The sequence below is a fragment of the Microbacterium sp. genome (assembly GCF_036277215.1).
Lineage (GTDB): Bacteria > Actinomycetota > Actinomycetes > Actinomycetales > Microbacteriaceae > Microbacterium.
In genome coordinates this window covers 1-20,071 of sequence record NZ_DASUNI010000014.1, presented here as the reverse complement: position 1 = coordinate 20,071, position 20,071 = coordinate 1, and the positions used below count along the sequence as shown (strand labels likewise).

Annotated in this window: 22 protein-coding genes, 1 tRNA gene and 1 riboswitch; of the genes, 10 read left to right on the top strand and 13 right to left on the bottom strand. The window is 70.1% G+C overall.

From position 1 onward, the window contains the following. The coding region (locus VFX99_RS00845; RefSeq protein ID WP_329664425.1) for an N-acetyltransferase family protein at positions 1-428 on the top strand (428 nt) is incomplete at its 5' end. A gap of 1 nt (position 429) precedes the next feature. Here the strand turns inward: VFX99_RS00845 and VFX99_RS00840 are convergent. The 8 genes from VFX99_RS00840 to VFX99_RS00805 form a co-directional block, all read right to left on the bottom strand. After that, a complete protein-coding gene (locus tag VFX99_RS00840) occupies positions 430-846 on the bottom strand; it encodes a protealysin inhibitor emfourin (protein ID WP_329664424.1) in 417 nt (138 codons plus the stop codon). Next, complete coding sequence (locus tag VFX99_RS00835; RefSeq protein WP_329664423.1) at positions 821-1,891, bottom strand: M4 family metallopeptidase; 1,071 nt, start codon at positions 1,889-1,891, stop codon at positions 821-823. The genes VFX99_RS00840 and VFX99_RS00835 overlap by 26 nt, the downstream gene beginning before the upstream one ends. Before the next feature lie 199 nt (positions 1,892-2,090). After that, positions 2,091-2,843, bottom strand: a complete 753-nt coding sequence (locus tag VFX99_RS00830; RefSeq protein ID WP_414684304.1) for an ATP-binding cassette domain-containing protein — start codon at positions 2,841-2,843, stop codon at positions 2,091-2,093. A gap of 44 nt (positions 2,844-2,887) precedes the next feature. Further along, on the bottom strand, positions 2,888-3,676 hold the full coding sequence (locus tag VFX99_RS00825; protein ID WP_329664421.1) for an ABC transporter ATP-binding protein: 789 nt from the start codon (positions 3,674-3,676) through the stop codon (positions 2,888-2,890). Beyond that, the gene (locus VFX99_RS00820; protein WP_329664427.1) at positions 3,673-4,572 is read right to left on the bottom strand and encodes an ABC transporter permease; all 900 of its coding nucleotides are present in this window, start codon (positions 4,570-4,572) and stop codon (positions 3,673-3,675) included. Before VFX99_RS00820 ends, VFX99_RS00825 begins: the two co-directional genes overlap by 4 nt. A 44-nt stretch (positions 4,573-4,616) precedes the next feature. Next, the gene (locus VFX99_RS00815) at positions 4,617-5,567 is read right to left on the bottom strand and encodes an ABC transporter permease (RefSeq protein ID WP_329664420.1); all 951 of its coding nucleotides are present in this window, start codon (positions 5,565-5,567) and stop codon (positions 4,617-4,619) included. Continuing rightward, entirely contained in the window at positions 5,564-7,075 is a 1,512-nt protein-coding gene (locus tag VFX99_RS00810) for an ABC transporter substrate-binding protein (RefSeq protein WP_329664419.1), read from the bottom strand. Before VFX99_RS00810 ends, VFX99_RS00815 begins: the two co-directional genes overlap by 4 nt. 140 nt (positions 7,076-7,215) lie before the next feature. Continuing rightward, on the bottom strand, positions 7,216-8,169 hold the full coding sequence (locus VFX99_RS00805; protein ID WP_329664418.1) for an alpha/beta hydrolase: 954 nt from the start codon (positions 8,167-8,169) through the stop codon (positions 7,216-7,218). 48 nt (positions 8,170-8,217) lie between these two features. Here VFX99_RS00805 and VFX99_RS00800 point away from each other — a divergent pair, with 48 nt between their 5' ends. The 4 genes from VFX99_RS00800 to VFX99_RS00785 all read left to right on the top strand — a co-directional run bounded on the left by VFX99_RS00800 (position 8,218) and on the right by VFX99_RS00785 (position 10,455). Continuing rightward, complete coding sequence (locus VFX99_RS00800) at positions 8,218-8,727, top strand: carboxymuconolactone decarboxylase family protein (protein ID WP_329664417.1); 510 nt, start codon at positions 8,218-8,220, stop codon at positions 8,725-8,727. After that, entirely contained in the window at positions 8,724-9,452 is a 729-nt protein-coding gene (locus tag VFX99_RS00795; RefSeq protein WP_329664416.1) for a tyrosine-protein phosphatase, read from the top strand. The genes VFX99_RS00800 and VFX99_RS00795 overlap by 4 nt, the downstream gene beginning before the upstream one ends. A gap of 73 nt (positions 9,453-9,525) precedes the next feature. Further along, complete coding sequence (locus VFX99_RS00790) at positions 9,526-9,990, top strand: SIP domain-containing protein (RefSeq protein WP_329664415.1); 465 nt, start codon at positions 9,526-9,528, stop codon at positions 9,988-9,990. Positions 9,991-10,146: 156 nt separating this feature from the next. Then, a complete protein-coding gene (locus tag VFX99_RS00785; protein ID WP_329664414.1) occupies positions 10,147-10,455 on the top strand; it encodes a hypothetical protein in 309 nt (102 codons plus the stop codon). A gap of 54 nt (positions 10,456-10,509) precedes the next feature. Here the strand turns inward: VFX99_RS00785 and VFX99_RS00780 are convergent, their stop codons facing one another. The 4 genes from VFX99_RS00780 to VFX99_RS00765 all read right to left on the bottom strand — a co-directional run bounded on the left by VFX99_RS00780 (position 10,510) and on the right by VFX99_RS00765 (position 14,738). Next, a complete protein-coding gene (locus VFX99_RS00780; RefSeq protein WP_329664413.1) occupies positions 10,510-10,962 on the bottom strand; it encodes a Fe-S oxidoreductase in 453 nt (150 codons plus the stop codon). Then, positions 10,959-11,777 (bottom strand): arginase family protein, encoded by an 819-nt coding sequence (locus tag VFX99_RS00775; protein ID WP_329664412.1) that lies wholly within the window; start codon positions 11,775-11,777, stop codon positions 10,959-10,961. Before VFX99_RS00775 ends, VFX99_RS00780 begins: the two co-directional genes overlap by 4 nt. A gap of 114 nt (positions 11,778-11,891) precedes the next feature. Continuing rightward, positions 11,892-12,656 carry a PspA/IM30 family protein gene (locus VFX99_RS00770; protein WP_329664411.1) on the bottom strand — a complete coding sequence of 255 codons (765 nt, stop codon included), beginning with the start codon at positions 12,654-12,656 and terminating at the stop codon, positions 11,892-11,894. Positions 12,657-12,728: 72 nt separating this feature from the next. After that, a complete protein-coding gene (locus VFX99_RS00765) occupies positions 12,729-14,738 on the bottom strand; it encodes a TPM domain-containing protein (RefSeq protein WP_329664410.1) in 2,010 nt (669 codons plus the stop codon). 158 nt (positions 14,739-14,896) lie between these two features. On the opposite strand from VFX99_RS00765, the gene VFX99_RS00760 reads away from it, so the two are divergent. The 5 genes from VFX99_RS00760 to VFX99_RS00740 all read left to right on the top strand — a co-directional run bounded on the left by VFX99_RS00760 (position 14,897) and on the right by VFX99_RS00740 (position 19,286). Next, the gene (locus tag VFX99_RS00760) at positions 14,897-15,733 is read left to right on the top strand and encodes a DUF3097 family protein (protein ID WP_329664409.1); all 837 of its coding nucleotides are present in this window, start codon (positions 14,897-14,899) and stop codon (positions 15,731-15,733) included. Positions 15,734-15,840: 107 nt separating this feature from the next. After that, complete coding sequence (gene trmB, locus VFX99_RS00755) at positions 15,841-16,506, top strand: tRNA (guanosine(46)-N7)-methyltransferase TrmB (protein WP_329664426.1); 666 nt, start codon at positions 15,841-15,843, stop codon at positions 16,504-16,506. Beyond that, the gene (locus tag VFX99_RS00750; RefSeq protein WP_329664408.1) at positions 16,503-17,867 is read left to right on the top strand and encodes an MFS transporter; all 1,365 of its coding nucleotides are present in this window, start codon (positions 16,503-16,505) and stop codon (positions 17,865-17,867) included. The genes trmB and VFX99_RS00750 overlap by 4 nt, the downstream gene beginning before the upstream one ends. Further along, positions 17,839-18,774: a type II CAAX prenyl endopeptidase Rce1 family protein gene (locus tag VFX99_RS00745; RefSeq protein WP_414684303.1), complete on the top strand. Its 936-nt coding sequence runs from the start codon at positions 17,839-17,841 to the stop codon at positions 18,772-18,774. Before VFX99_RS00750 ends, VFX99_RS00745 begins: the two co-directional genes overlap by 29 nt. Positions 18,775-18,887: 113 nt before the next feature. Next, positions 18,888-18,953: riboswitch (guanidine-III (ykkC-III) riboswitch) on the top strand. 12 nt (positions 18,954-18,965) lie between these two features. Further along, entirely contained in the window at positions 18,966-19,286 is a 321-nt protein-coding gene (locus VFX99_RS00740; protein ID WP_329664406.1) for a multidrug efflux SMR transporter, read from the top strand. Between the two features lie 531 nt (positions 19,287-19,817). On the opposite strand, the gene VFX99_RS00735 is transcribed toward VFX99_RS00740, so the two are convergent. Beyond that, a tRNA-Arg gene (locus VFX99_RS00735) sits at positions 19,818-19,890 on the bottom strand. Positions 19,891-20,071 lie beyond the last annotated feature (181 nt).

Below are 20,071 nucleotides of genomic sequence, written 5' to 3'. Positions count from 1 at the left end.
GGACTCTCGCGCAGTGGCGCGAGAAGGCCGCCTACCTCGCGAAGCTCAATCTCCCGTTCCTGGTCGCCCAGTCGCCGTCAGGACAGGTCCTCGGCTACGCCCTCGTGCAGCCGATGTCGAGCAAGTCCGCCTACCGCTATTCGGTCGAGAACTCCATCTACCTCGGACACGCGGCTGCAGGCAAGGGTCTCGGCCGTGCTCTGCTCGAGGCGCTGGTCGATGCGTGCGAGGAGGCCGGCATCCGCGAGATCGTCGCGGTGATCAGCGACAAGGGCGCCGAGGCATCCGTCGCTCTGCACGAGAAGCTCGGGTTCGTCGAAGTGGGGCGCATGGGCCGGGTGGGCTTCAAGTTCGGCCGCTGGCTGGGCACGATCTACCTGCAGAAGCACCTCAAGCCGCGGAAGAAGAAGGGGCTCTTCCGGCGCTGAGTCAGCGGCCTCCGTCGCGGCGGGTGTTCGTTCCGGGGCCCTTGCCCGTGGACGTGGCCGTCGCCGCACGGACCGCGTCGATGAGCTCGCGCCACGGGCCCTGCACCTCCGGGTCGGCCAGGGCGGCCTCCCGCTCCGCGTCGCCGCAACGGGCGTCGACGCGCCACACGAAGCGGTCCGCGCCCGTAGGCGCGATGTCGCGCGTCGGGTCGGCGGCGTCCCAGGGGCAGGTGTCGATGAGGGCGATCCAGCGCGGCACCTCGTCCGAGTCGGGCTGGGCGTGCCAGGTCCGGCGCAGGCCGGCGAATCCGCCGGTGCGGGTCACCGTCACCGCGATGGCGACCACGCTGCGCGCGGTCTCGTTCTCCGGCCGGTCGGCCGGTTCGCTGCCCTCAGGCCCTGTCGTCGCTTCCGTCATCGAGCACCCCGACGCCGGTCCAGCCCGCCCGCACCGCGTCGACCTCCTCCGATCCCTCACCGTACTCCGCCTCGGCCGCGGTCAGGGTGGCCCGTGCGAAGGTGCTGAAGTCGGCGGTGGAGGGGACGGTGCCGGAGGTGAGCGTCCGGTACCAGATCAGCCCCGCGCGCTCCCACGCGCGCCCGCCGAGCGCACGCGCCGTCAGGTAGAACGCGTGGTTCGGGATGCCGGAGTTGATGTGCACGCCGCCGTTGTCGTCCTGCGTCTGGACGTAGTCGTCCATGTGCGCGGGCTGAGGATCGCGGCCGAGCACGTCGTCGTCGTACGCCGTGCCGGGAGCGGCGAGCGAGCGGAGCGCGACGCCCTCGACGGCGTCGGTGAAGATGCCCGCGCCGATCAGCCAGCTCGCCTCGTCGACCGACTGCTCGAGGTGGTGCTGCTCGGTGAGGGCACCGAACACGTCGGAGACCGACTCGTTGAGGGCTCCGGACTGCCCCTCGTAGAGCAGCCCGCCTTCGTGCTCGGTCACGCCGTGGGTCAGCTCGTGCGCGATCACGGTGAGCGAACCGGTGAATCCGACGAACACCTCGCCGTCGCCGTCGCCGAAGACCATGCGCTCGCCGTTCCAGAAGGCGTTGTCATAGTCGCGGCCGTAGTGCACGGTCGCCAGCAGCGGGCCGCCGAGGCCGTCGATGCTGCTGCGCTGGTAGGCGTCCCAGAAGAAGTCGAAGGTCGCGCCGAGCCCGTCGAAGGCCTCGTCGACCGCGACGTCACCGCTCGGCGGGTCGTCTTCGCCCCGGACCCGCACACCGGGAAGGCGCTCGAGCCGCTGCGCGTCGGAGATCGTGCGGTCGGGAGCCGGTCCGCTCTCGACGACCAGCGTGCCCGGCTCTTCGATGGACATGCGCAGCCGGGAGCGGACCGGCCGGTACTCCCGGGGCGTCTCAAGGGTGGCGCGCGCGGCCTCGGCGGCGCGGGCCCAGGTGGGCTCACGGGTCGCGGCGATGCGGGCAAGCAGATAGGGGGGGACGATCGCGTGCGTCATGCTTCGAGGCTAACCCGCCCGCACGACACGTCTCCGTGTGGGAGCCTTGCCCGCGCAGTGGTGCGCCGGCGGCGTGGTGGACCGCTCGCCTGTCACGATCTGCCGCTTACGCCGCGGATCCCGACCGGATGTGACAGGTGAACCGGGAAAATCCGCCCTCGATCACCCCGATACCACCGCGCCCGGACGCGAAGGGCACTCAGGCCGATCCGGGATCGATCACGGGGATCGACGCGAGCAGGCGGCGGGTGTAGGCGACCTGGGGCTGCAGCAGCACCTTCTCGGTCGGACCCTCCTCCACGATGCGCCCGTCCTTCATCACGACCACCTCGTCGCACAGGCTCTGCACCACGCCGATGTCATGCGACACGAGGATGAGGGTCAGTCCGTCGCGCACGCGCAACTCGCTGAGGAGTTCCAGGATCTGGGCACGCACGGTCACGTCGAGCGCGGAGAGCGGCTCGTCGCCGACGAGAAGCTGCGGGCGGTGCACAACCGCGCGCGCGATGGCGATCCGCTGTCGCTGCCCGCCCGAGAACTCGTGCGGGAACCGGTCGGCCATGTCGGGTTCCAGCCCGACCTCCTCGAGCACCTCTCGAACCCTTGCGCGCCGGTCGACGTCGACGCCGAGCGCCCAGAGCGGCTCGGCGACGATTCGACCCACGCTCATCCGCGGGTCCAGCGAGGCGTACGGATCCTGGAAGACGATGCCGGTCTCGCGCCGCAGCCAGTGCAGCGACTGCGCCTTGGCTGCTGCATCCACCGGTCTGCCGTCGAATTGGACGGTCCCGGCGGTCGGCGAGTCGAGGGCGAGAAGCAGGCGCACGAGCGTGGACTTGCCCGATCCGGACTCGCCGATGATCCCGAGGGCGGATCCCGTCCGCACATCGAGGTCGGCATCGTCGAGCGCCGTCGTGTAGGTGGTGCGCTCGAACAGAGCCTGCTTGGGCACCGGATAGCGGCGCGTCAGACCTCGCGCGCGGACCAGGAACTCGCTCACCCCAGACCCCCTGGTCGCCACAGGGTCGCGGTCGCGTCGCGCAGCAGACCCTGTGTGACCGTCGACGCGGGCGCCGTGAGCAGCGTCGACACCGGCGCGTGCTCGACGACCCGGCCGTCTTCGAGCACCACTCCATCGGTCGCGATCTTCGACAGGACCGCGAGGTCGTGGGTGATGAAGACCAGCGACATGCCGTCGTCCTCGACGAGCGAAAGGAGCAGCTCGAGGATCTCGGACTGGATCGTCACGTCGAGCGCCGTCGTCGGCTCGTCGGCGATCAGCAGGCGCGGACGGCACGCGAGCGCCATGGCGATGGCGGCGCGCTGTCGCTGGCCACCGGAGAGCTGGTGCGGATATCGCGCCACGACGCGGTCGGGATCGGGGAGCGCGACCCGGGATGCCTCGGCCACCGCCCTCGCGCGGGCCTCGCCGCGCGACAGGCCCTCGTGGATGCGGACCGACTCGGCGATCTGCCGCCCGATGGTGCGGATGGGGTTGAGCGCGGTCCGGGGTTCCTGGAACACGATCCCGATCTCGTCGCCGCGCAGTGTCGCGAGCTCGCGGTCGGTCATGCCGATGAGCTCCCGACCGTCCCAGCGCACGCTGCCGCCCGCCTCGGCGCCGTCGGGGAGGAGTCCGAGGATCGCGAGCGCCGTCAGGGACTTGCCGGAGCCGGATTCGCCGATCAGGCCGACCCGGGCGCCGTCCGGCACTTCGAACGAGACGCCGTCCACGACGCGCCGGCCGCCGATGTCGACGGTGAGGTCGGTGACTTCGAGACTCACGCCACCACCTCCGGCACGTGGCGGATCGCTCCGCGCGGCGGATGCAGCGGGTCGCGGCCGCGCGACAGCGTCGGGTCGGTCGCTTCGCGCAGCGCGTCGCCGAGGAGGTTCAGCCCGAGAACGGTGAACGTGATCGCGAGCCCGGGCCAGAGGACCGAGAGCGGGTACACGGTGATGTACTGCTGAAGCTCGGCGAGCAGCAGCCCCCACGAGGGCTCGGTCACCGGTGCGCCGAATCCGAGGTAAGACAGCCCGGCCTCGGCGAGCACCGCCACCGCCATGCCCCACGACAGCTGCACGATGAAGACCGGCGCGACGTTCGGAAGCAGGTGACGCCACAGGTTCTGGAGGGGCGAGAGCCCCGAGGCGCGACCGGCGAGCACGAAGTCGCTGTGGAGCACCCGGCGCAGCTCGGGCCGGGTGACGCGGGCGATGTTCACGCCGAAGCCGATGCCGACCGACCAGATCACCACGGCGAGCGAGCCGCCCCAGACCGCGCTGATCATCATGGCGATGATGAGGACCGGGAAGGCGATCAGGATGTCGACGAACACCGCCACCGACTCGCGCACCCACCGCGCCGTCAAGGCGCCCAGCGCCGCGAGCGCCACGCCGAGCACCGTCGCGATCGCTCCGGCCCCGACGGCCACGATCACGGTCGTCCGCGAACCCGCCATGAGCAGACTCAGGATGTCGCGCCCCGACCCGTCGGTTCCCAGAAGGTGCGGCAGCCCGGGCAGCGCCCATCGGTCCGCGATCTCGACCTGCCGCGGGTCGAACGGCGTCCAGAACCGGGCGATGAGGGCGGTGAGGGCGACCACTGAGACGACGATGAGCCCGAAGCGCCCGGTGGAGAGCGCCCAGAGGCGGCGCAGCCACTCGAACCGGCGCCGCACGGGCGACTTCCGTTCGGCGGGTGCCGACGCGCTGATCGAACCGGTCACGTCGCCTCCCGCTGTCGGGGATCGACCAGGCGGTGAACCAGATCGACGACGAAGCCGACGACGAGCACGAAGCCGGTGAGCACGAGGAGCTCGCCCTGCACCTTCGGAAGGTCGCGCGCGCTGACATCCGCGACCAGCATCCGCCCGATTCCGGGCAATGAGAACAGCTGCTCGATGACGACCGCGCCGACGATGATCCCGGCGACCTGCAGGCCCAGGACGGTGATGACCGAGAGCCCGACGTTCGGCAGTCCGTGGCGGATCAGGGCGGTGTTGCGGGTCAACCCCTTCGCGGCCGCCGTGCGCACGTAATCCTGTCCGACCGCCTGCATCGTCGCGCTGCGCACGAACCGCATCAGCATCGCGCCCTCGACGATGCCGATCGTGAGAGCGGGCAGCAGCAGTGAGCGGAACGCCGCAGCGGGATCCTGCCAGCCGGTGCGCGGGAACCCCTGAGCGGGCAGCCAGCCCAGCCATACGGCGAAGACGACCACGAGCATCATGCCTGCCCAGACGACGGGCACGGCGGCCAGCGCCTGCGCCCCGACGCTCAGGGCCGTGCCCGCGCGTCGCCCCCGTCGCATCGCCGACAGCACGCCGAGCGGCAGGCTGAACAGCAGGGCGATCGTGAGCGACAGGATGCCCAGCGGCACCGTCACCTGGGACTTCTCCGCCAGCTCGGACGCCACGGTGGACCCGGTGAGCAGCGACGAGCCCAGGTCTCCGCGGAACACGCCGCCGATCCACTCGAGGTACTGGGCCGGCAGCGGCTGGTTCAATCCCAGACGCTCCCGGATCGCCTCGACCTGCTCAGGGGTGCTGTTGGTGCCGGCGATCAGCTGGGCGATATCACCGGGGAGCACGCGGAGCGTGAGGAAGATCAGCACGCTGGCGACGAGCAGCCCGAGCAGAAGCAGGGCCAGTCGCGTCAGCGCGTAGCGGATCACCCGTCGCTCTTGGCGAGCTCTGCGAGGTTGAGGCGCTCGTTCACGTTGACGGACGGCATTCCGGTGATGTTGGTGCCGACCGCCACGACGGACGCGCCGTTGTAGAGCCAGTCGGCCGCGGCATCCTCCGAGACGATGCGCGCGGCATCCGCGAGCAGGTCGGCGGCTTCGCCCTCGTCGGTCGAGGCGATGGATTCGGCGTACAGGCGCTGCACCTCGGGGTTGTCGTAGGTGAAGTAGTAGTCGGGGTTCGCCCAGTTCTCGAAGTCGCGCGCCTCGGTGTGCAGCACGAAGCTCAGGTCGTAGTCCTTGTTGACGTACACGTCGTTGAGCCAGGTCGGGAAGTCGACGGAATTGACCTCGAGGGTGATTCCGACCTCGTTCAGATCCGACACGAGGATCTGCGGAATCGTCGTGGAGTAGAAGCTGGGGATCGTCAGCTGGAGGGTGAGGTCTTCGACGCCCGCTTCAGTCAGCAGCGCGCGCGCCGCCTCCGGGTCGTACGGGGCGACATCCGCCAGATCCTCGTAGCCCGGGTCCAGCGAAGGGATCGGTCCGTACAGGGTCTCGCCGGACTGCCCTGCCTCGATGAACGCCTCGTGGTCGATCGCCTGGCGGATCGCCTGGCGGACGCGCTTATCGGCCAGGGGACCCGATGCCTGGTTGAACGCCAGCGTTCCCTTGTCCGTCGACTGGCCGAGGACCAGCGCGAAGTCTCCGGTGGCCTCGATCTGCTCCTTCAGGTTCGCGTCGAACCCGGTGACGGCGTCGACCTCACCAGCGAGGGCGGCGTTGAGCGCCGCTTGGTTGTCGGGGATGTAGTCGAAGACGACCTCGGCGACCTGTGCAGGCTCGCCCCAGTACGCGTCGTTGCGCGCGAACGTGATGTTGTCGCCCTGCCGCCACGTGTCGAGGATGAACGGCCCTGTGCCGTTGGCCTTCGTCTGATAGTCGACCGTGTCAGCCTCTTTGAGGATCAGCCCGGCCCGACCGGTCAGGTTCCACAGCAGGCTCGAATCCGGTGCGGCGAGCGTCAGGACGATGTCCTGCCCGTCGGCGACGATCGTCGCCACGTTCGCCAGTCGAGCGGAATCGCGCCATTCCGGGGTGTTCTTGCGCGTGGTGAGCGACCACACCACATCCTGCGGGGTGAGCTCCTGGCCGTCGTGGAACGTGACTCCCTCGCGCAGCGTGAAGGTGTAGGTGAGACCGTCCTCCGAGATCTCCCAGTCCTCAGCCAGAGCGGGCACGATGTCCTGCTCGGGGGTCCGCGAGACCAGTCCCTGGTAGATGTTGTCGACCAGGATCTGGTCCAGCGCCGCACCCGCGGTCTCGCGGATGTCCAGGTTTCCGGGCTCGAGCACCAGCCGGATGATCGCCGAGGCGTCGGTGTCGGGCTCGCTCGTCGTGGTCGGGTCGGGCGAGGAACCGCCTCCAGTGCAGGCGGTGAGCAGAAGCGCTCCCGCGGCGAGCAGTGCGGAGGCGGCGAGGGCGGTACGGCGGAGCATGGGGGTCCTTTCGGATGGGCATCCGTTGCTGTCCGGATGCCTCGAGGGCGACTCTGCGGGATTCAGGTCGGCCCGGTAGTCCAGCCTAGAGAACCCCCGCAGGTGGTTCTGCGCCCGGTACACGGAACGCAACAGAAGCGTTAACCCTTCCCCGCAAGCGTTCGCAGTCGTGCACCGAGGTCGACGGGGAGCTCCTCCTGCACATTGTGCCCGGATGCGACGACAGCCAGGGATGCCGAAGGCACCCGCTCGGCGAACTGCGCAGCGTTGGCGTCGGTGACGTAGCCGTGGTCTCCGCGGATGAGCGTGATCGGTGCGGTGACCGCCGCGAGGTCGTCCCATCCGCTCTCGGACAGGACCGCGGAGACGGCATCCTGTCCTTCGGCAGGCTCGGGGACCGAGCCCGCGCGCGACGTCGCCGCATTCGCCATCGCCGCCGACAGGTGGGCGAAGTGATGCTTCCACTCGAAGCGGCCGTCCGGGCGCATCCGCGAGTTGAAGTAGACGCCGCGTTCGGCCGCCTTGCGGGAACCGCCGAGCCCGAACGCGAGAGCCCGGTCGACCATCTCGTCGCGCGACGCCCAGTCGGTGGGGCCGGCGAAGAAGTCCCGGATCTGCGTCGGTCCCGCATTCGGGTCCACACCCGGCGTGATGTCGATGACCACGAGCTCGCGGACGAGATCGGGTCGGGATGCCGCGACGGCGGCGGCGGTGAGGCCGCCCAGCGACTGACCCACCAGCAGCTGCGTGGAGGAGGTCCACGCTTCGAGGCCTGTGACGACATCGGGTGCCAGCACGCGGCCGGTGTACGCGAGGTCGGCGCGCCAGGACGAGTCGCCGTGGCCGGGAAGGTCGATGGCCAGCGCCGGGAGGCCGAGTGCCAGGATCGTGGTGTCCCACGTGTGCGCGTTCAGTCCGGCGCCGTGCAGGAAGGTCACGACCGGAGGCGCGTCGCCGTACCGCAGCGCGCTCAGCGCACGCCCGTCCTCGAGGGTGAGACGGAGGCGCTCGCCGTGAGGGATCGGCGCGTCGATCCCGGCGTCAGCAGCCTGTTCGGGCAGGAAGGAGAACTCGTCGGTGGGTTCGCTCACCATGACATTCTGCCCGGTCGGCCCGCCGTGCCCGCTGGGTAGGCTGGTCCAATGAGCGAACTGCCCCGCGTGCACCTCTCCAAGTCTGCTCCGGATGCGTACCAGACGCTCGCGGCGTTCTCCAAAGCGGTGGGCGGCATCGCGAACGATTCGGGGATCGACGCCCGCCTGAAGGAGCTCGTCCAGATCCACGTCTCCCAGCTCAACGGCTGCGCGTACTGCGTGCGCGTCCACGCCGAGCGCGCCGCGAAGGCCGGCATCACGGTGGACACCATCGCCCAGTTGCCGGTGTGGCGGGAGTCGGGGGTGTTCTCGGATCGGGAGCGCGCCGGGCTGGAGCTCGCCGAGGCGTTCACCTTCATTCACGAGGAGGGCGTCAGCGACGAGGTGTACAACCGAGTCGGCGGCATCCTGAGCGAGACCGAGTATGTCGGCCTCAGCTGGATCCTCGTCTCGATCAACGCCTTCAACCGCGTCGCGATCGCCGGCCGGTACAGCGTCCCGCCGCGCGATGATCTGGCCGGAGAGGATCACGACGCCGCCTCGGGCGCGGCCTGGTGAACAGGCGCACCGACCCGCAGGTCTCCGGCGCCGTCAACTTCCGCGATGTCGGCGGGCTTCCCGCGGGAGCGTCGCGCACGCGCTCTGGGGTCCTCTACCGCTCGGGTAACCTCGCGCGCCTGAGGCCTGACGGCATCGCCGCTCTGCGCAGCCTCGGCATCCGTCGCATCATCGACCTGCGCGCGGACGACGAGGTGTCCCACGCCCCGAGCCGGCTCGGAGACCTGACACCCGAGGTGCAGCGGGTGCCGCTCTTCCTCGGTTCGGTCGCGTCGTTCTTCGCGGACGACGTGCCACTCGACGAGATGTACCGGCGGCTGGTCGAGGACTCCGCGGACCGCGTCGTCGAAGTCGTGCGGGGAATCGTCGCCGACCAGCCGGTGCTCGTGCACTGCACGGTGGGGAAGGACCGCACGGGGGTCACGATCGCGCTCACGCTGGCGGCGGCCGGTGTCGAGCACGAGGCCGTCGTGGCCGACTACGCCCGCACAGAAGAGCTCCTCCCGCGGTGGCGCAGTCGCCGCGCGGTGAAGTACCTGCGATCGGTGCACCCGGAGGCCGTGCACCTCGAAGAGCTGGCGACCCGCTCGCCTGCTCCGGTCATGCGCGACCTGCTTGGCGGCCTGGCGAAGCGATACGGCTCGGCTGCCGACTACCTGCGCGCGCACGGGATGAGTGATGACGAGGTGAGGGAACTTCAGCGCGTCCTCGTGTCGAGCGGCTGACACCGCGCCCTCGCGCGTCTCACAGCGTAAGCAAGGTTAGGCAACCCTTTGTTGGCGCTATAGTGAGTGTGTCATGACACACACCACCGAGCACAACGCCTCCGCCTGCCGCGCCTCGCGGCACACGCGCGTGCAGCACCTCATCACGGCGGACGAGAACTCGCTCGCCGAACTCGAGGCGCTGCTGGCGACGCTCCCGATCTGCTCGACCGGGCGTGTGTTCATCGAGATTCCGGATGCCGCGTGGCAGACCGATCTGCAGGTGCCCAGCCGCATGGTCGTGACGTGGCTCGACCGCGCGGCCCGCACCGGCGAGCCCGGCTCCGGCCGGAGCTGCGCTCCGGGGCAGGCTCTCGCCCGTGCCGTCACCGCGTGGGCCGACGAGATGCTCTGTGCGGACGACGACCATACGCGCATCTTCTTGATGGGCGGCTACCTCGGCACAGCCGACATCGTCGACCACCTCACGACCCGCAGCGGCATCGCGGCAAACGCCATCCACACGCCGGCGCGCTTCGGTCTCTCGACCGCGCGCTGAGCCCGAGCAGTCTCTGCGACGGCGGCGAGGGCGCTGCACGCCCGCCGCTCGCTCGGGCCCTTGTTGCGCCCCCCGCGCGGTGCTAGAAAAGGCGCTGTCTGGGGATCCGACAGCGGGCGTGATGCGGCCGTCCCGCGTGTGTGGGGTGGTGATGCAATGAAGAAGACATTGGCGTGCGCCGCGATCTGTGCGGCTTTGATCCTCGGCACCAGCGGTGCCGCTTTCGCGGGCGAGGTGAACGGCAACGGGAAGGACACCCGGGGCCCCGCGAATGCGAACTCCGAGTGCGTGTACTCGGGGCTCGAGGACGGCTCGGAAGGCGGCACAGCAGGGCCGGGCAACGTCCAGAACTGGGGGCACGCGAAGGACAGCGAGTTCGTGCTCGAGGCGCCGCGCGGAGCGTCGGATGTCGTGACGGTCTTCGGACCGGCCGGCTGCAACGCGCACCTTCACGGGTTGAAGTAGACCCGGACTCCGTCGTGACACGGCGTGGTCGCAAGTCGCTCCGGCCACGCCGCGTCAGCGGGCCCGGCGCGGCACGTAGTTGCCGTCCTCGAGCCCGGCCTCGATCTCGAATCGATTGCGCAGCGGGTCGCGTCCCGCGAGCAGGTAGAGCACCGGCATCCAGAAGCCGTACCGCCGCCACTGCCGAGCGTGAACGGCTTCGTGCGCGACGATCCGGTCGGTGACCGGCTCCTGACCGGTCAGGTAGCAGCCGCCGACGCAGACGCCCCCTCGCCGGTACGCCCACCGCGGCATCCCGCGGAAGATGAGGAGTCCGCCGCGTCGTTCCACGCGCCCGGTGCTCCAGATGCCGCCCCAGACCGCGCCGACCGTAGTGCCCCAGGCGTAGCCGGCCCGGCTCACACGCGAGTCCAGGAAGGGCAGGAACCGGTCGATGCGTCTGCCCCGTGCCAGCGCGCGTTCCGCCGCCTCACGCCATCCGGGCGGAGGAGGAGGAATCGGGCTCACGCGAGCGCTCCGACGATCCGCAGGATCGTGCCAAGGTCGTCGACCGCCGCGGCCGGCGACGCGGGTGCGAACCCGGTGATGCTCGAGCCGACCAGGGGCAGGGCGGCGCGCACGCGCGCGATGGCCGTCACCAGATCGGCCAGCGAGACTCCGAAGGGCACGGATGCCGTGACCCCGCTCATCGCGGCAGGGTCGAGCACGTCCAGGTCGACGTGGATGTACACCGCGCTCGCCCCCGTCGCGACGACCGCGCTCACCAGGGCGTCGGGTTCGCTGAGGGCGGCGGCATCCACGGTGCGCAGCGCCAATTGCTGGGAGGCACCCTCTTCGGCGGGCTCGTACTCGCGGGCGCCCGCAAGCACCACGCGGGCGGCGGAGACTTCGCCGTCCAGGGCGAGACCGGTCGCCCCGTCGCCGAGGATCGCCCGCAGCGCCATGCCGCTGAAGGCGCCGGACGGGGAGGTGTCGGGAGTGTGCAGGTCGGGGTGCGCGTCGAGCCACACCACGGCGATGTCCGGATGCCGATGCGCGGCGTGCCCGACGGCACCGACAGCGGCCCCGCAGTCGCCGCCGATGAGCATGACCGGTTCGGTATGGGGACCGAGCTCCAGGTCGACCAGCTCGCGCGTGCGGCGCAGCGTGCTGAAGCGCAGGACGCCCGTGCCGAGCGCCTCGCCCGCTTCGAGCGGCACTTCGATCGTCGTACAGGATGCGCGGGGGAGGTCGCCGGCGATCGCCTGCGCTCCGTCGATCAGCTGCATCGCGCGCGACGACGGGGATCCCTGCCACTGCGGGACGATCACGAACCGGGCCATGACCTCATCTTCGCTCACCGCCGGCTGTGATGCATACGCGGCGGCGCCGGGTCGCCGCGAGACGACAGATGGGCGGGGCCTTGAACGAGCCCCCGCCCATCTGTCTGTCAACCGCTACGGCGTGTACGGCGCCGTCGGAGCGTCGATCGCCTGCCGCGACGGAGCCGAGGCCCCCGCCTTCAGCTCGGCGAGCCGCGCCTCGACCTCGGTCAGCTCGCCGACGTCTTCAAGGGCGTTGAACTGCGCATCGAGGCTCGATGCGGCGAGTTCCTCCTTGCCGGCGGCGAGTGCCTCCTGGCGGCGGACCTTGTCTTCGAACCGTCCGAGCTCGCTCGTCGGGTCGAGCACGTCGATCGACTTGACCGCATCGTGCACCTTGACCTGCGCTTCGGCGGTCTTCGCGCGGGCGAGCAGCTCGCTCCTCTTGCTCTTGAGCTGCTCGAGCTTCTGCTTCATGCCATTGAGGCCGTCTTTGAGCTTTGCGACGATCTCGGTCTGCGACTCGATCGTCGGCTCGACGGCTTTCGCCTCGCGCTCTGAGCCGATCTGGCGCTGCAGGGCGATCTTGGCCAGGTTGTCGAACTTGTCGGCGTCCGCTGTGCTGCCCGCGGAGCGCAGCTGGTCGGCCTTCTTGCTCGCCGCCAGCGCCTTGTTGCCCCATTCGGTGGCTTCCTGGAGGTCTTCCTCGTGGTCGCGCTCCAGCAGGCGCAGGTTGCCGATCGTCTCGGCGATCGCCGATTCGGCGTCGGCGATGCTGTTGGTGAAGTCGCGGACGAGCTGGTCGAGCATCTTCTGAGGATCCTCGGCCGAGTCGAGCATCGAGTTGATGTTCGCCCTCAGGAGGGTCGAGATGCGACCGAAGATGGACTGCTTGGCCATCTGTGTTTCCTTCCTATCGATGGTTCGGAACGTGCGTGTGGTGCGATGCAGGATGCGGTCGTCCGGGCTTGCTCAGAAGCGACCACCCCCTCGGCGACCGCGGGTCCCGCCGCCGCCGAAACTGCCCGGGCTCATGCGGCCTCCGCCGCCACCGCCGAACATGCCGCCGAAGCCGCCCGAGGAGCCGCCTCCGCCCGAGCCGCCGCTCAGCAGCGAGTTGATGACGATGCCGCCCAGGACGGCGCCGAGCATCCCGCCGCCCCCGCTGCTTCGACCGCCGCCGAGCATGCCGCCCAGGCCGCCCATGTCGCCGGCCTGGAATGCGCCGACGTCGTTCTGCGCGTATTGGATCGCCTGACCCGCGAGCTGGTTGGCGCGCTGCGCGTACTGCAGGGCCTGCTCCGGGTTGGCCGCCTGCAGCTGCTGAGCCTGCACCAGAGCCGCCCCCGCCTCCGCCAGCCGCGTGCGGGCCTCCGCACCGATCGCGCCGCGCCGCGCGGTGATGAAGTCCTCGGCAGCCGAGACCTGGGCGTGGGCCTGCAGGATCTGCTGGCCGATGAGCTGCTGGGCGCGTTGGGCCCGCGCGGCGGCATCACGCACGCCGGCGATGACACCGTCGATCTGGGCGTTCGCGGCCTCCAGGCTCTGCAGGGTCTGCAGCGGTCGCCGCGCGGTTCCGGAGAGGTTCGCCTTGGCCGCGTCGACCTGCTGGCGCGTCGCGTTGATGGCCGCGGCCACGCGACCGTCCGCATCGGGCAGAGCGGATGCCGCGGCGATGTCGTTCTCGAGTTCCACCACGAGCGCTCCGGCGCTGCGGTCGCCCTCAGCGAGGTCGCGGCCGAGCTTGTCGATGGCGTCCTGCAGAAGGACGGCCTGCCCGACGGCCTCTTCGGCCGCGCGGATGCTCACGGCCGCCTCCCCGCCCTTGCCCTCGCCGATCGCGACTTCCGCTGCGGCGAGCTGGTCGTCGGCGAACTCGATGCGCTGGCGCGCCTGGTCCGGATTGTCGGCGACCGTGGCCAGAGCCTCAGGCGCGTAGCTGGCCGCGAGGGCGCCGAGGCGCTCGTCGGCGGTGTCGACGGAAGCCGACGCCTTCGTCCGCTGCTCCTGAATGCGCGCGAGGGATTCCGGCGCGTTCTGCTCGAGGCGGCGGAGCTCGTCGAACGCGGCCGCCTTGTCGTCCAGACCCGTGTTGGCCTCTTCGCAGAGCCGGATGATCTCCGCGTTCCACGCGCGCGTCTGCTCTTCGCTGTCGGCGGTCGCGTCGTCGAGCTGCTGCTTGAGCGTGAACGCCTTGTTGAGGTTCTCCCGCGCCCGCTGGAGCGCCTGCTCGAACTCGACGGTGGCAGCGTCGCCGAACTGCGCTTTCGCGAAGCCGAGCTCCTGCTCACTCGTCTTGACGGCATCATCGGTCTCGACGAGGGCGGATGCCGCGCGCCGCGCGAGCTCCTTCACGTCGATCTGCTCGACCGCGGGGGGCTGGCCCGGTGCGCCGCCGACCTTCTTCCTTCGGCGGCTCCGGACGACGAGGACGATCACGACGACGGCGATCGCGGCGATGATGAGGAAGACGATGATGCCCGCCGGGAAGCCGCCGCTGGCGGTTCCGCCGCCCGAGGCTTCCTCGAACCCTGCCGCCGCGGCATCCACTGCTCCGAGCCACTCGTCGTCGGCCAGCTCGAGCTGCACGGCCTGCTCGATCTCGCCCAGCTGCGCGTCCGACACCGGACCTGCAGAGTCAGCCGAGATGTAGTACGCCCGCCCTTGGGTGGCCACCGCGAGGAGGTACTGCGTGGTGCCGAGGTTGTTCAGCGCGGCGGTCTCGTCCGCCCACTGCTGGGCGCTCGTCGGATCGGTGAACTCGTCGACGTATACGACCCAGAGGTCGATTCCGGTGTCGGTCTTGAGCTGCTCGAGGCGGCTCTGGGCCTGCGACTCCTGGCCGGCCGAGAGGACGTCGACCTCGTCGAGGACGTAGCCCTCTGCGAGCTGCACGGGTCCGGTGGCCGAGGCCGCGCCGGCAGCGCCGCCGAGAATCAGCGTGAGCGCCATCGTGAGCGCAACAGCCCATCGCGCACGCATCGTTCCCTCCTCGGGGACGCGCAGTGCAGGCCCCGAAGATCGAGTCTATGCAGACGCGGGGGAGGCGCGGTAGGCCTTGACCCCGGGCCCCGGCGGGCGGGTGTCGGTGCGGCAAGAGCGGGCGCCGCGCCGGTAGCGTGGCGATCTCGGGAGGACCCATGGACGATCGATACGCGACCGACGTGCTCGCCGCGGGCTGGCGCGAAAACCATCGCCGTGCCGTGCCCCGGATCGAGGCATCCGCCGACCTCGTCGTCGAGGTCGCAGCCGACGGATTCTGCGGCGCCGTCGTCAGTGTCGCGTCCGGGCTGGTCGAACTCGAGGACCGACAGCGGCGGCGCAGGCTGTTCCCTCTGGGGCCGGGCTTCCTCGTCGACGGGGACGACATCGTCCTGGTTCCCCCCAAGCAGGCGGCAGTCGAACGCTCGGCCGCGCGGACCGCGTCGGGCTCCTTCGCGGCTCCCGAGACACGCGCCCGCGTGGCCCGAGCGAGTCGCATCCTCGTGGAGGGTCGCCACGACGCCGAGCTCGTCGAGAAGGTGTGGGGCGACGACCTGCGGGCGGAAGGTGTGGTCGTCGAGTGTCTGCAGGGGATCGACCTGCTGGCCACCGCGTTGGACGACGAGCCCCCCTCCGCGGACCGGCGCTACGGCGTGCTGGTCGACCATCTCGTGAGCGGCTCGAAGGAGTCCCGTATCGCGGACACGATCGCGCGGGGACTGCACGGACCGTTCGTCCGCATCGTCGGGCACCCGTACGTCGACGTGTGGCAGTGCGTCCTACCGCGCGCGCTCGGCATCGCCCGGTGGCCGGATGTGCCCCGCGGTACCGATATCAAGGTCGGCACCTGCCGAGCGCTCGGCTGGCCGTCGGACACCCCCGCCGACCTCGCTCGGGCGTGGCAGCGGATCCTTGGCGCCGTCACGACGTATCGCGACCTTGATCCCGCGCTGCTCGGCCGAGTCGAGGAGCTGATCGACTTCGTCGCGGACTGAGCCGGCGCAGGCGGTCGCGCGTCCGCGCGGCTCGTTAGCCTGGGAGCGTGTCCGAATCCGGTAGCTTCCGCGATCGCCCCGTCTCGTTCGTCCGCCGCAACGGCCGGATGACCGACGGCCAGGAGCGTGCCTGGGCCGACCTCGCCCCCCGATACGTGCTCGAGGCGCCGCGCGACGATGCGGCCACGAGCGTGCGACCCGGTGCGGCGATCGATCCCGGGAAGGTGTGGGGCCGGCGGGCCCCGCTCATCGTGGAGATCGGCTCGGGGCAGGGTCATGCGATCGTCTCGGCCGCCTCCTCGCGACCGGAGGTCGACTTCCTCGCCATCGAAGTGTTCACCGCGGGCCTCGCGCGCACGATGATGGGCGCCGAGCGCGCCGCCGTCGACAACCTCCGCCTGGTGGAGGCGAACGCACCCGAAGTGCTCCAGCACCTTCTGCCGGCGGCATCCGTCGACGAGCTCTGGGTGTTCTTCCCCGATCCCTGGCACAAGAACAAGCACACCAAGCGACGCCTGCTCACGCCCGAGTTCGCGACGATCGCGGCGGGTGCGATCCGAGACGGCGGGATGCTTCGGCTCGCGACGGACTGGGAGCAGTACGCGCGGCAGATGCGGGAGGTGCTCGATGACGCACCCGAGTTCGCCCGCGCCTTCGAGGGGGAGTGGGCCGATCGCTTCGACGGGCGGGTGCTGACCGCCTTCGAGCGGAAGGGTGCGCGGGCGGGCCGCGACATCCGCGACCTGGCCTATCTGCGTAAGGAGCGCGGATGACCGACGCGGATGATGCGGCATCCGTCCCTTCGGAGCGCCAGGCGACCGAGACGGCGGCGGTCCGCGATCGCTGGCGGATCCTGCGCCCCCTCGCGCACCGCGACTTCCGCGCGCTGTTCAGCGCAGTCGTCCTGTCGATCTTCGCCGCCGGGATGTGGGCCGTGGTCATGGTCTACGCCGTCATCGCGGTCGGAGGCGGTCCGCTCGAGCTGTCCCTGGTGGCTGCCTCGAACGCCACGGGGCTCCTGCTCTGCGCGATCCCGGGCGGCATCGTCGCGGACCGCGTGTCGCGCCGGCTCATCGTGCGAGCGGTCTCGCTCGCGGAGTTCCTGGCGATCACCTCCGTCGTCGTGGTCGGAGCCTTCGGGCCGGTCGGCATCCCGCAATTGGCGGTCGTCGCGTTCACGCTCGGCGCCGGTGCGGGCTTCTTCTTCCCGGCGTACAGCGCGATCCTGCCGCGCCTCCTGCCGCCGGGCCAGCTTCTCGCCGCGAACGGGTTGGAGGGGGCGATCCGCCCGGCCCTGCAGCAGGCGGCGGGTCCGGCGGCGGCCGGCATGCTGCTGGCCGCACTGATCCCGGCGCATGCGGCTGTCGTCATCGCGTTGGCCCACGGTGCCGCATTCGTCATCCTGATGTTCCTGCGTCCCGAGCCGGCGCAGCCGCCGCGGGAGGGGTCCGACTCCGCGGACGCGCGATCCGAAGCGGGCGAGGACGAGATCCAGGACCACTCCGCGAAGAGCGTGTTCCACGACCTGCGCGAAGCGGTCGTCTTCACCGTTCGCACGCCCTGGCTGCTGTGGACCCTGCTGTACGCCACGCTCTGGGTGCTCGTGGCGGTCGGGCCCGAGGAGGTGCTGCTGCCGTTCCTCATCCGCGAACGGATCGGCGATGACCCGCGGCTCTTCGGCTTCCTGCTCGCCGTCTACGGAGCCGGCGGGGTGCTCGGATCGATCGTCGTGTCCTCGAGGAAGCTGCCGCGGCGGTACCTGACCACGATGAATCTGGTGTGGGGCGTCAGCACGCTTCCGTTCATCATCGTCGGATTCACGGACCAGTACTGGCTCCTGCTCGCCTCGCTGTTCACGATCGGCTTCGGGTTCAGCTACGGCAACGTCATCTGGGGGACGCTGCTGCAGCGGCGCGTCCCTCGGCACATGCTGGGTCGGATATCGAGCCTGGACTTCTTCGTCTCGCTCGCTCTGATGCCGCTGTCGATGGCGCTCGCCGGGCCGCTGTCCGAGGTGCTGTCGCTGCAGGTGATCTTCACCGCGGCGGGCGTCTTGACCCTCGCGTTCGGCATCATCGCGATCTTCGCCGCACGGATGCCGCAGGATGAGATCGCCCATCCCCTGGGAGACTGAGAGGGTGCCCGCTCACCCCGCTGCCGTTCTCGGCACCCGCCCGCTCGTATCGGTCGGGCTCGTCCCCGCACTCCTGGTGTGCCTCGCGGCGCCGGCATTCTTCGTCGTGCGGATCCCGTGGATCGGGTGGGCGCTGCTCGCGGCCGGCATGCTCGCCGCCTGGCTCGTGCGATCACGAACGGATGCCGAGGCCGAGAGCGCCCGTGCGTCCCTCCCCGCGCAGCCCGGAGGTGCGCCGACGCGCACGCCCAGCCTGCTGCGCGATCTGTCGCTCATCGCCCTCGGACTGCTGATCGTCAGCTCCATCCCCCTGGCTGCGGAGCTGGACAACCTCGCATTCGTGCGGTTCACGCTGGGGCTGGGGGGCGCGGTCGTGGTGCCGTACGTCGTGTCGCGCTTCGTATTCCGCGACTACGCGATCCGCTTCCCGTGGCGCGGCGGCGGACGCTGGACGGCGTTCCAGTGGAGCTGGCTGTTCGCCGTCCTCGCGCTCGGCTGGCTGATCCTGCCGTTCTACTTCATCACCTCGGGCGTCTACATGAACTGGCCGGTGGTGGACACGCCAGAGATGATCGCGCGGCTGTTCATCGGCGTCGGCGCAGTGGGCATCTGGGACGAGCTGTTCTTCATCTGCGTCGTGTTCACGCTGCTGCGACGCCACTTTCCGGATTGGCAGGCCAACCTGCTGCAGGCGACCGTGTTCGTCTCCTTCCTGTGGGAGCTCGGCTACCAGGCCTGGGGGCCCCTGCTGACCATCCCCTTCGCCCTCGTCCAGGCCTACATCTTCAAGCGCACGCGCTCGCTCACCTACGTCGTGACCGTGCACCTGCTCTTCGACGCGGTGGTGTTCTCGGTGCTCGTGCACGCGCACAACCCCGGTCTGCTGGACGGGCTGTTCCTGGTCTGACCTCCCACCGCGGGTTCATCCGTCACCGGCGTACGCGTGAGCGGGGTCACGGCGTACGCAGGTGACGGATGAACGGTGCACAGGGGGTGCCCAGACCCACTCGGTACCCTGGTGGTGGATCCCGGACAGGGATCCCCGGACGAGGGATCAGTACCCGGTGAGCGACAAGACTGGCCATGGAGGCGAGTCCCGTGTCGTGGGTCATCCTTGTTCTGTCCGGCATCCTCGAAGCCGTCTGGGCCACCGCGCTCGGCAAGTCCGAGGGATTCACCAGACTCTGGCCGAGCGTGGTCTTCGGCGTCTCGCTCATCGCAAGCATGGGCGGCCTGGCGTGGGCCATGCGCGACATCTCGACCGGGACGGCGTACGCCGTGTGGGTCGGGATCGGCGCGTCTCTCACCGTCGCCTACGCGATGATCACGGGCGCGGAGCCATTCTCGATCGTGCGGATGCTGCTGATCCTGGGTCTCGTGGGCTGCGTGATCGGACTCAAGCTGGTGGCGCACGAGTAGGCCGCCGCACGCCGTCGCCTCCCGCGCGCGGCTGGGGTGATCCGGAATGCGCCAAGAAGCGCCAGCTGAGCGACTCTTCGCACCCTGTGCGCGAACGGCGCATAGCCTCGTGCCGGCCCACGGCTGCCGGATCGGGCAGCGCCCCAGAGCCCGCCGAATTGGTCGGATCTTTCACCTTCAACTTCAAATCGAGGTGACTTCGAGGTGAACTCTTGACGAGCGAACGCGGCCGAGTATCTTTACTTCTGCGAGCTGAATACGGAGACGAAGGGACCCGCGAGGGAACCGGATACGGAAACCACAGTTCGCAGATGATCGGCCCGAGGCTTCGGCTCCGGGCCGATCTTATTTGCGCGTTCCGACCGCGAGAAGGCCCAGGTCATCGCTGAGATCTCGCGGCACGCCCTTACGCTCGCGGCTCGTGCAGAAACACGGACCGCGAGGCGCGAGACGGGCCGCGACAGGCATCGCGGCCGACTGAGGCCGACGACGCGAAAGGCCGCCCCTTGCGGGACGGCCTTTCTGCGTCAGTGCCCCCGACAGGAATCGAACCTGCGACCTTTGGTACCGGAAACCAACGCTCTATCCCCTGAGCTACGGAGGCGTACCGATCGAGAGTATCACCGGGTGATGGCCGCCACCGCCGCGGCCAGCCGTTCGGCGAGGTAGTGGTGCCCCGTCGTGGAGGGATGATCGCGGCCGATCCCGGTGTCGATGACCGTGACGTAATCGCCGGGAGTGATCCAGTCGTCCTGGATCGGGGAGATGTACCACCAGCCGCGCTC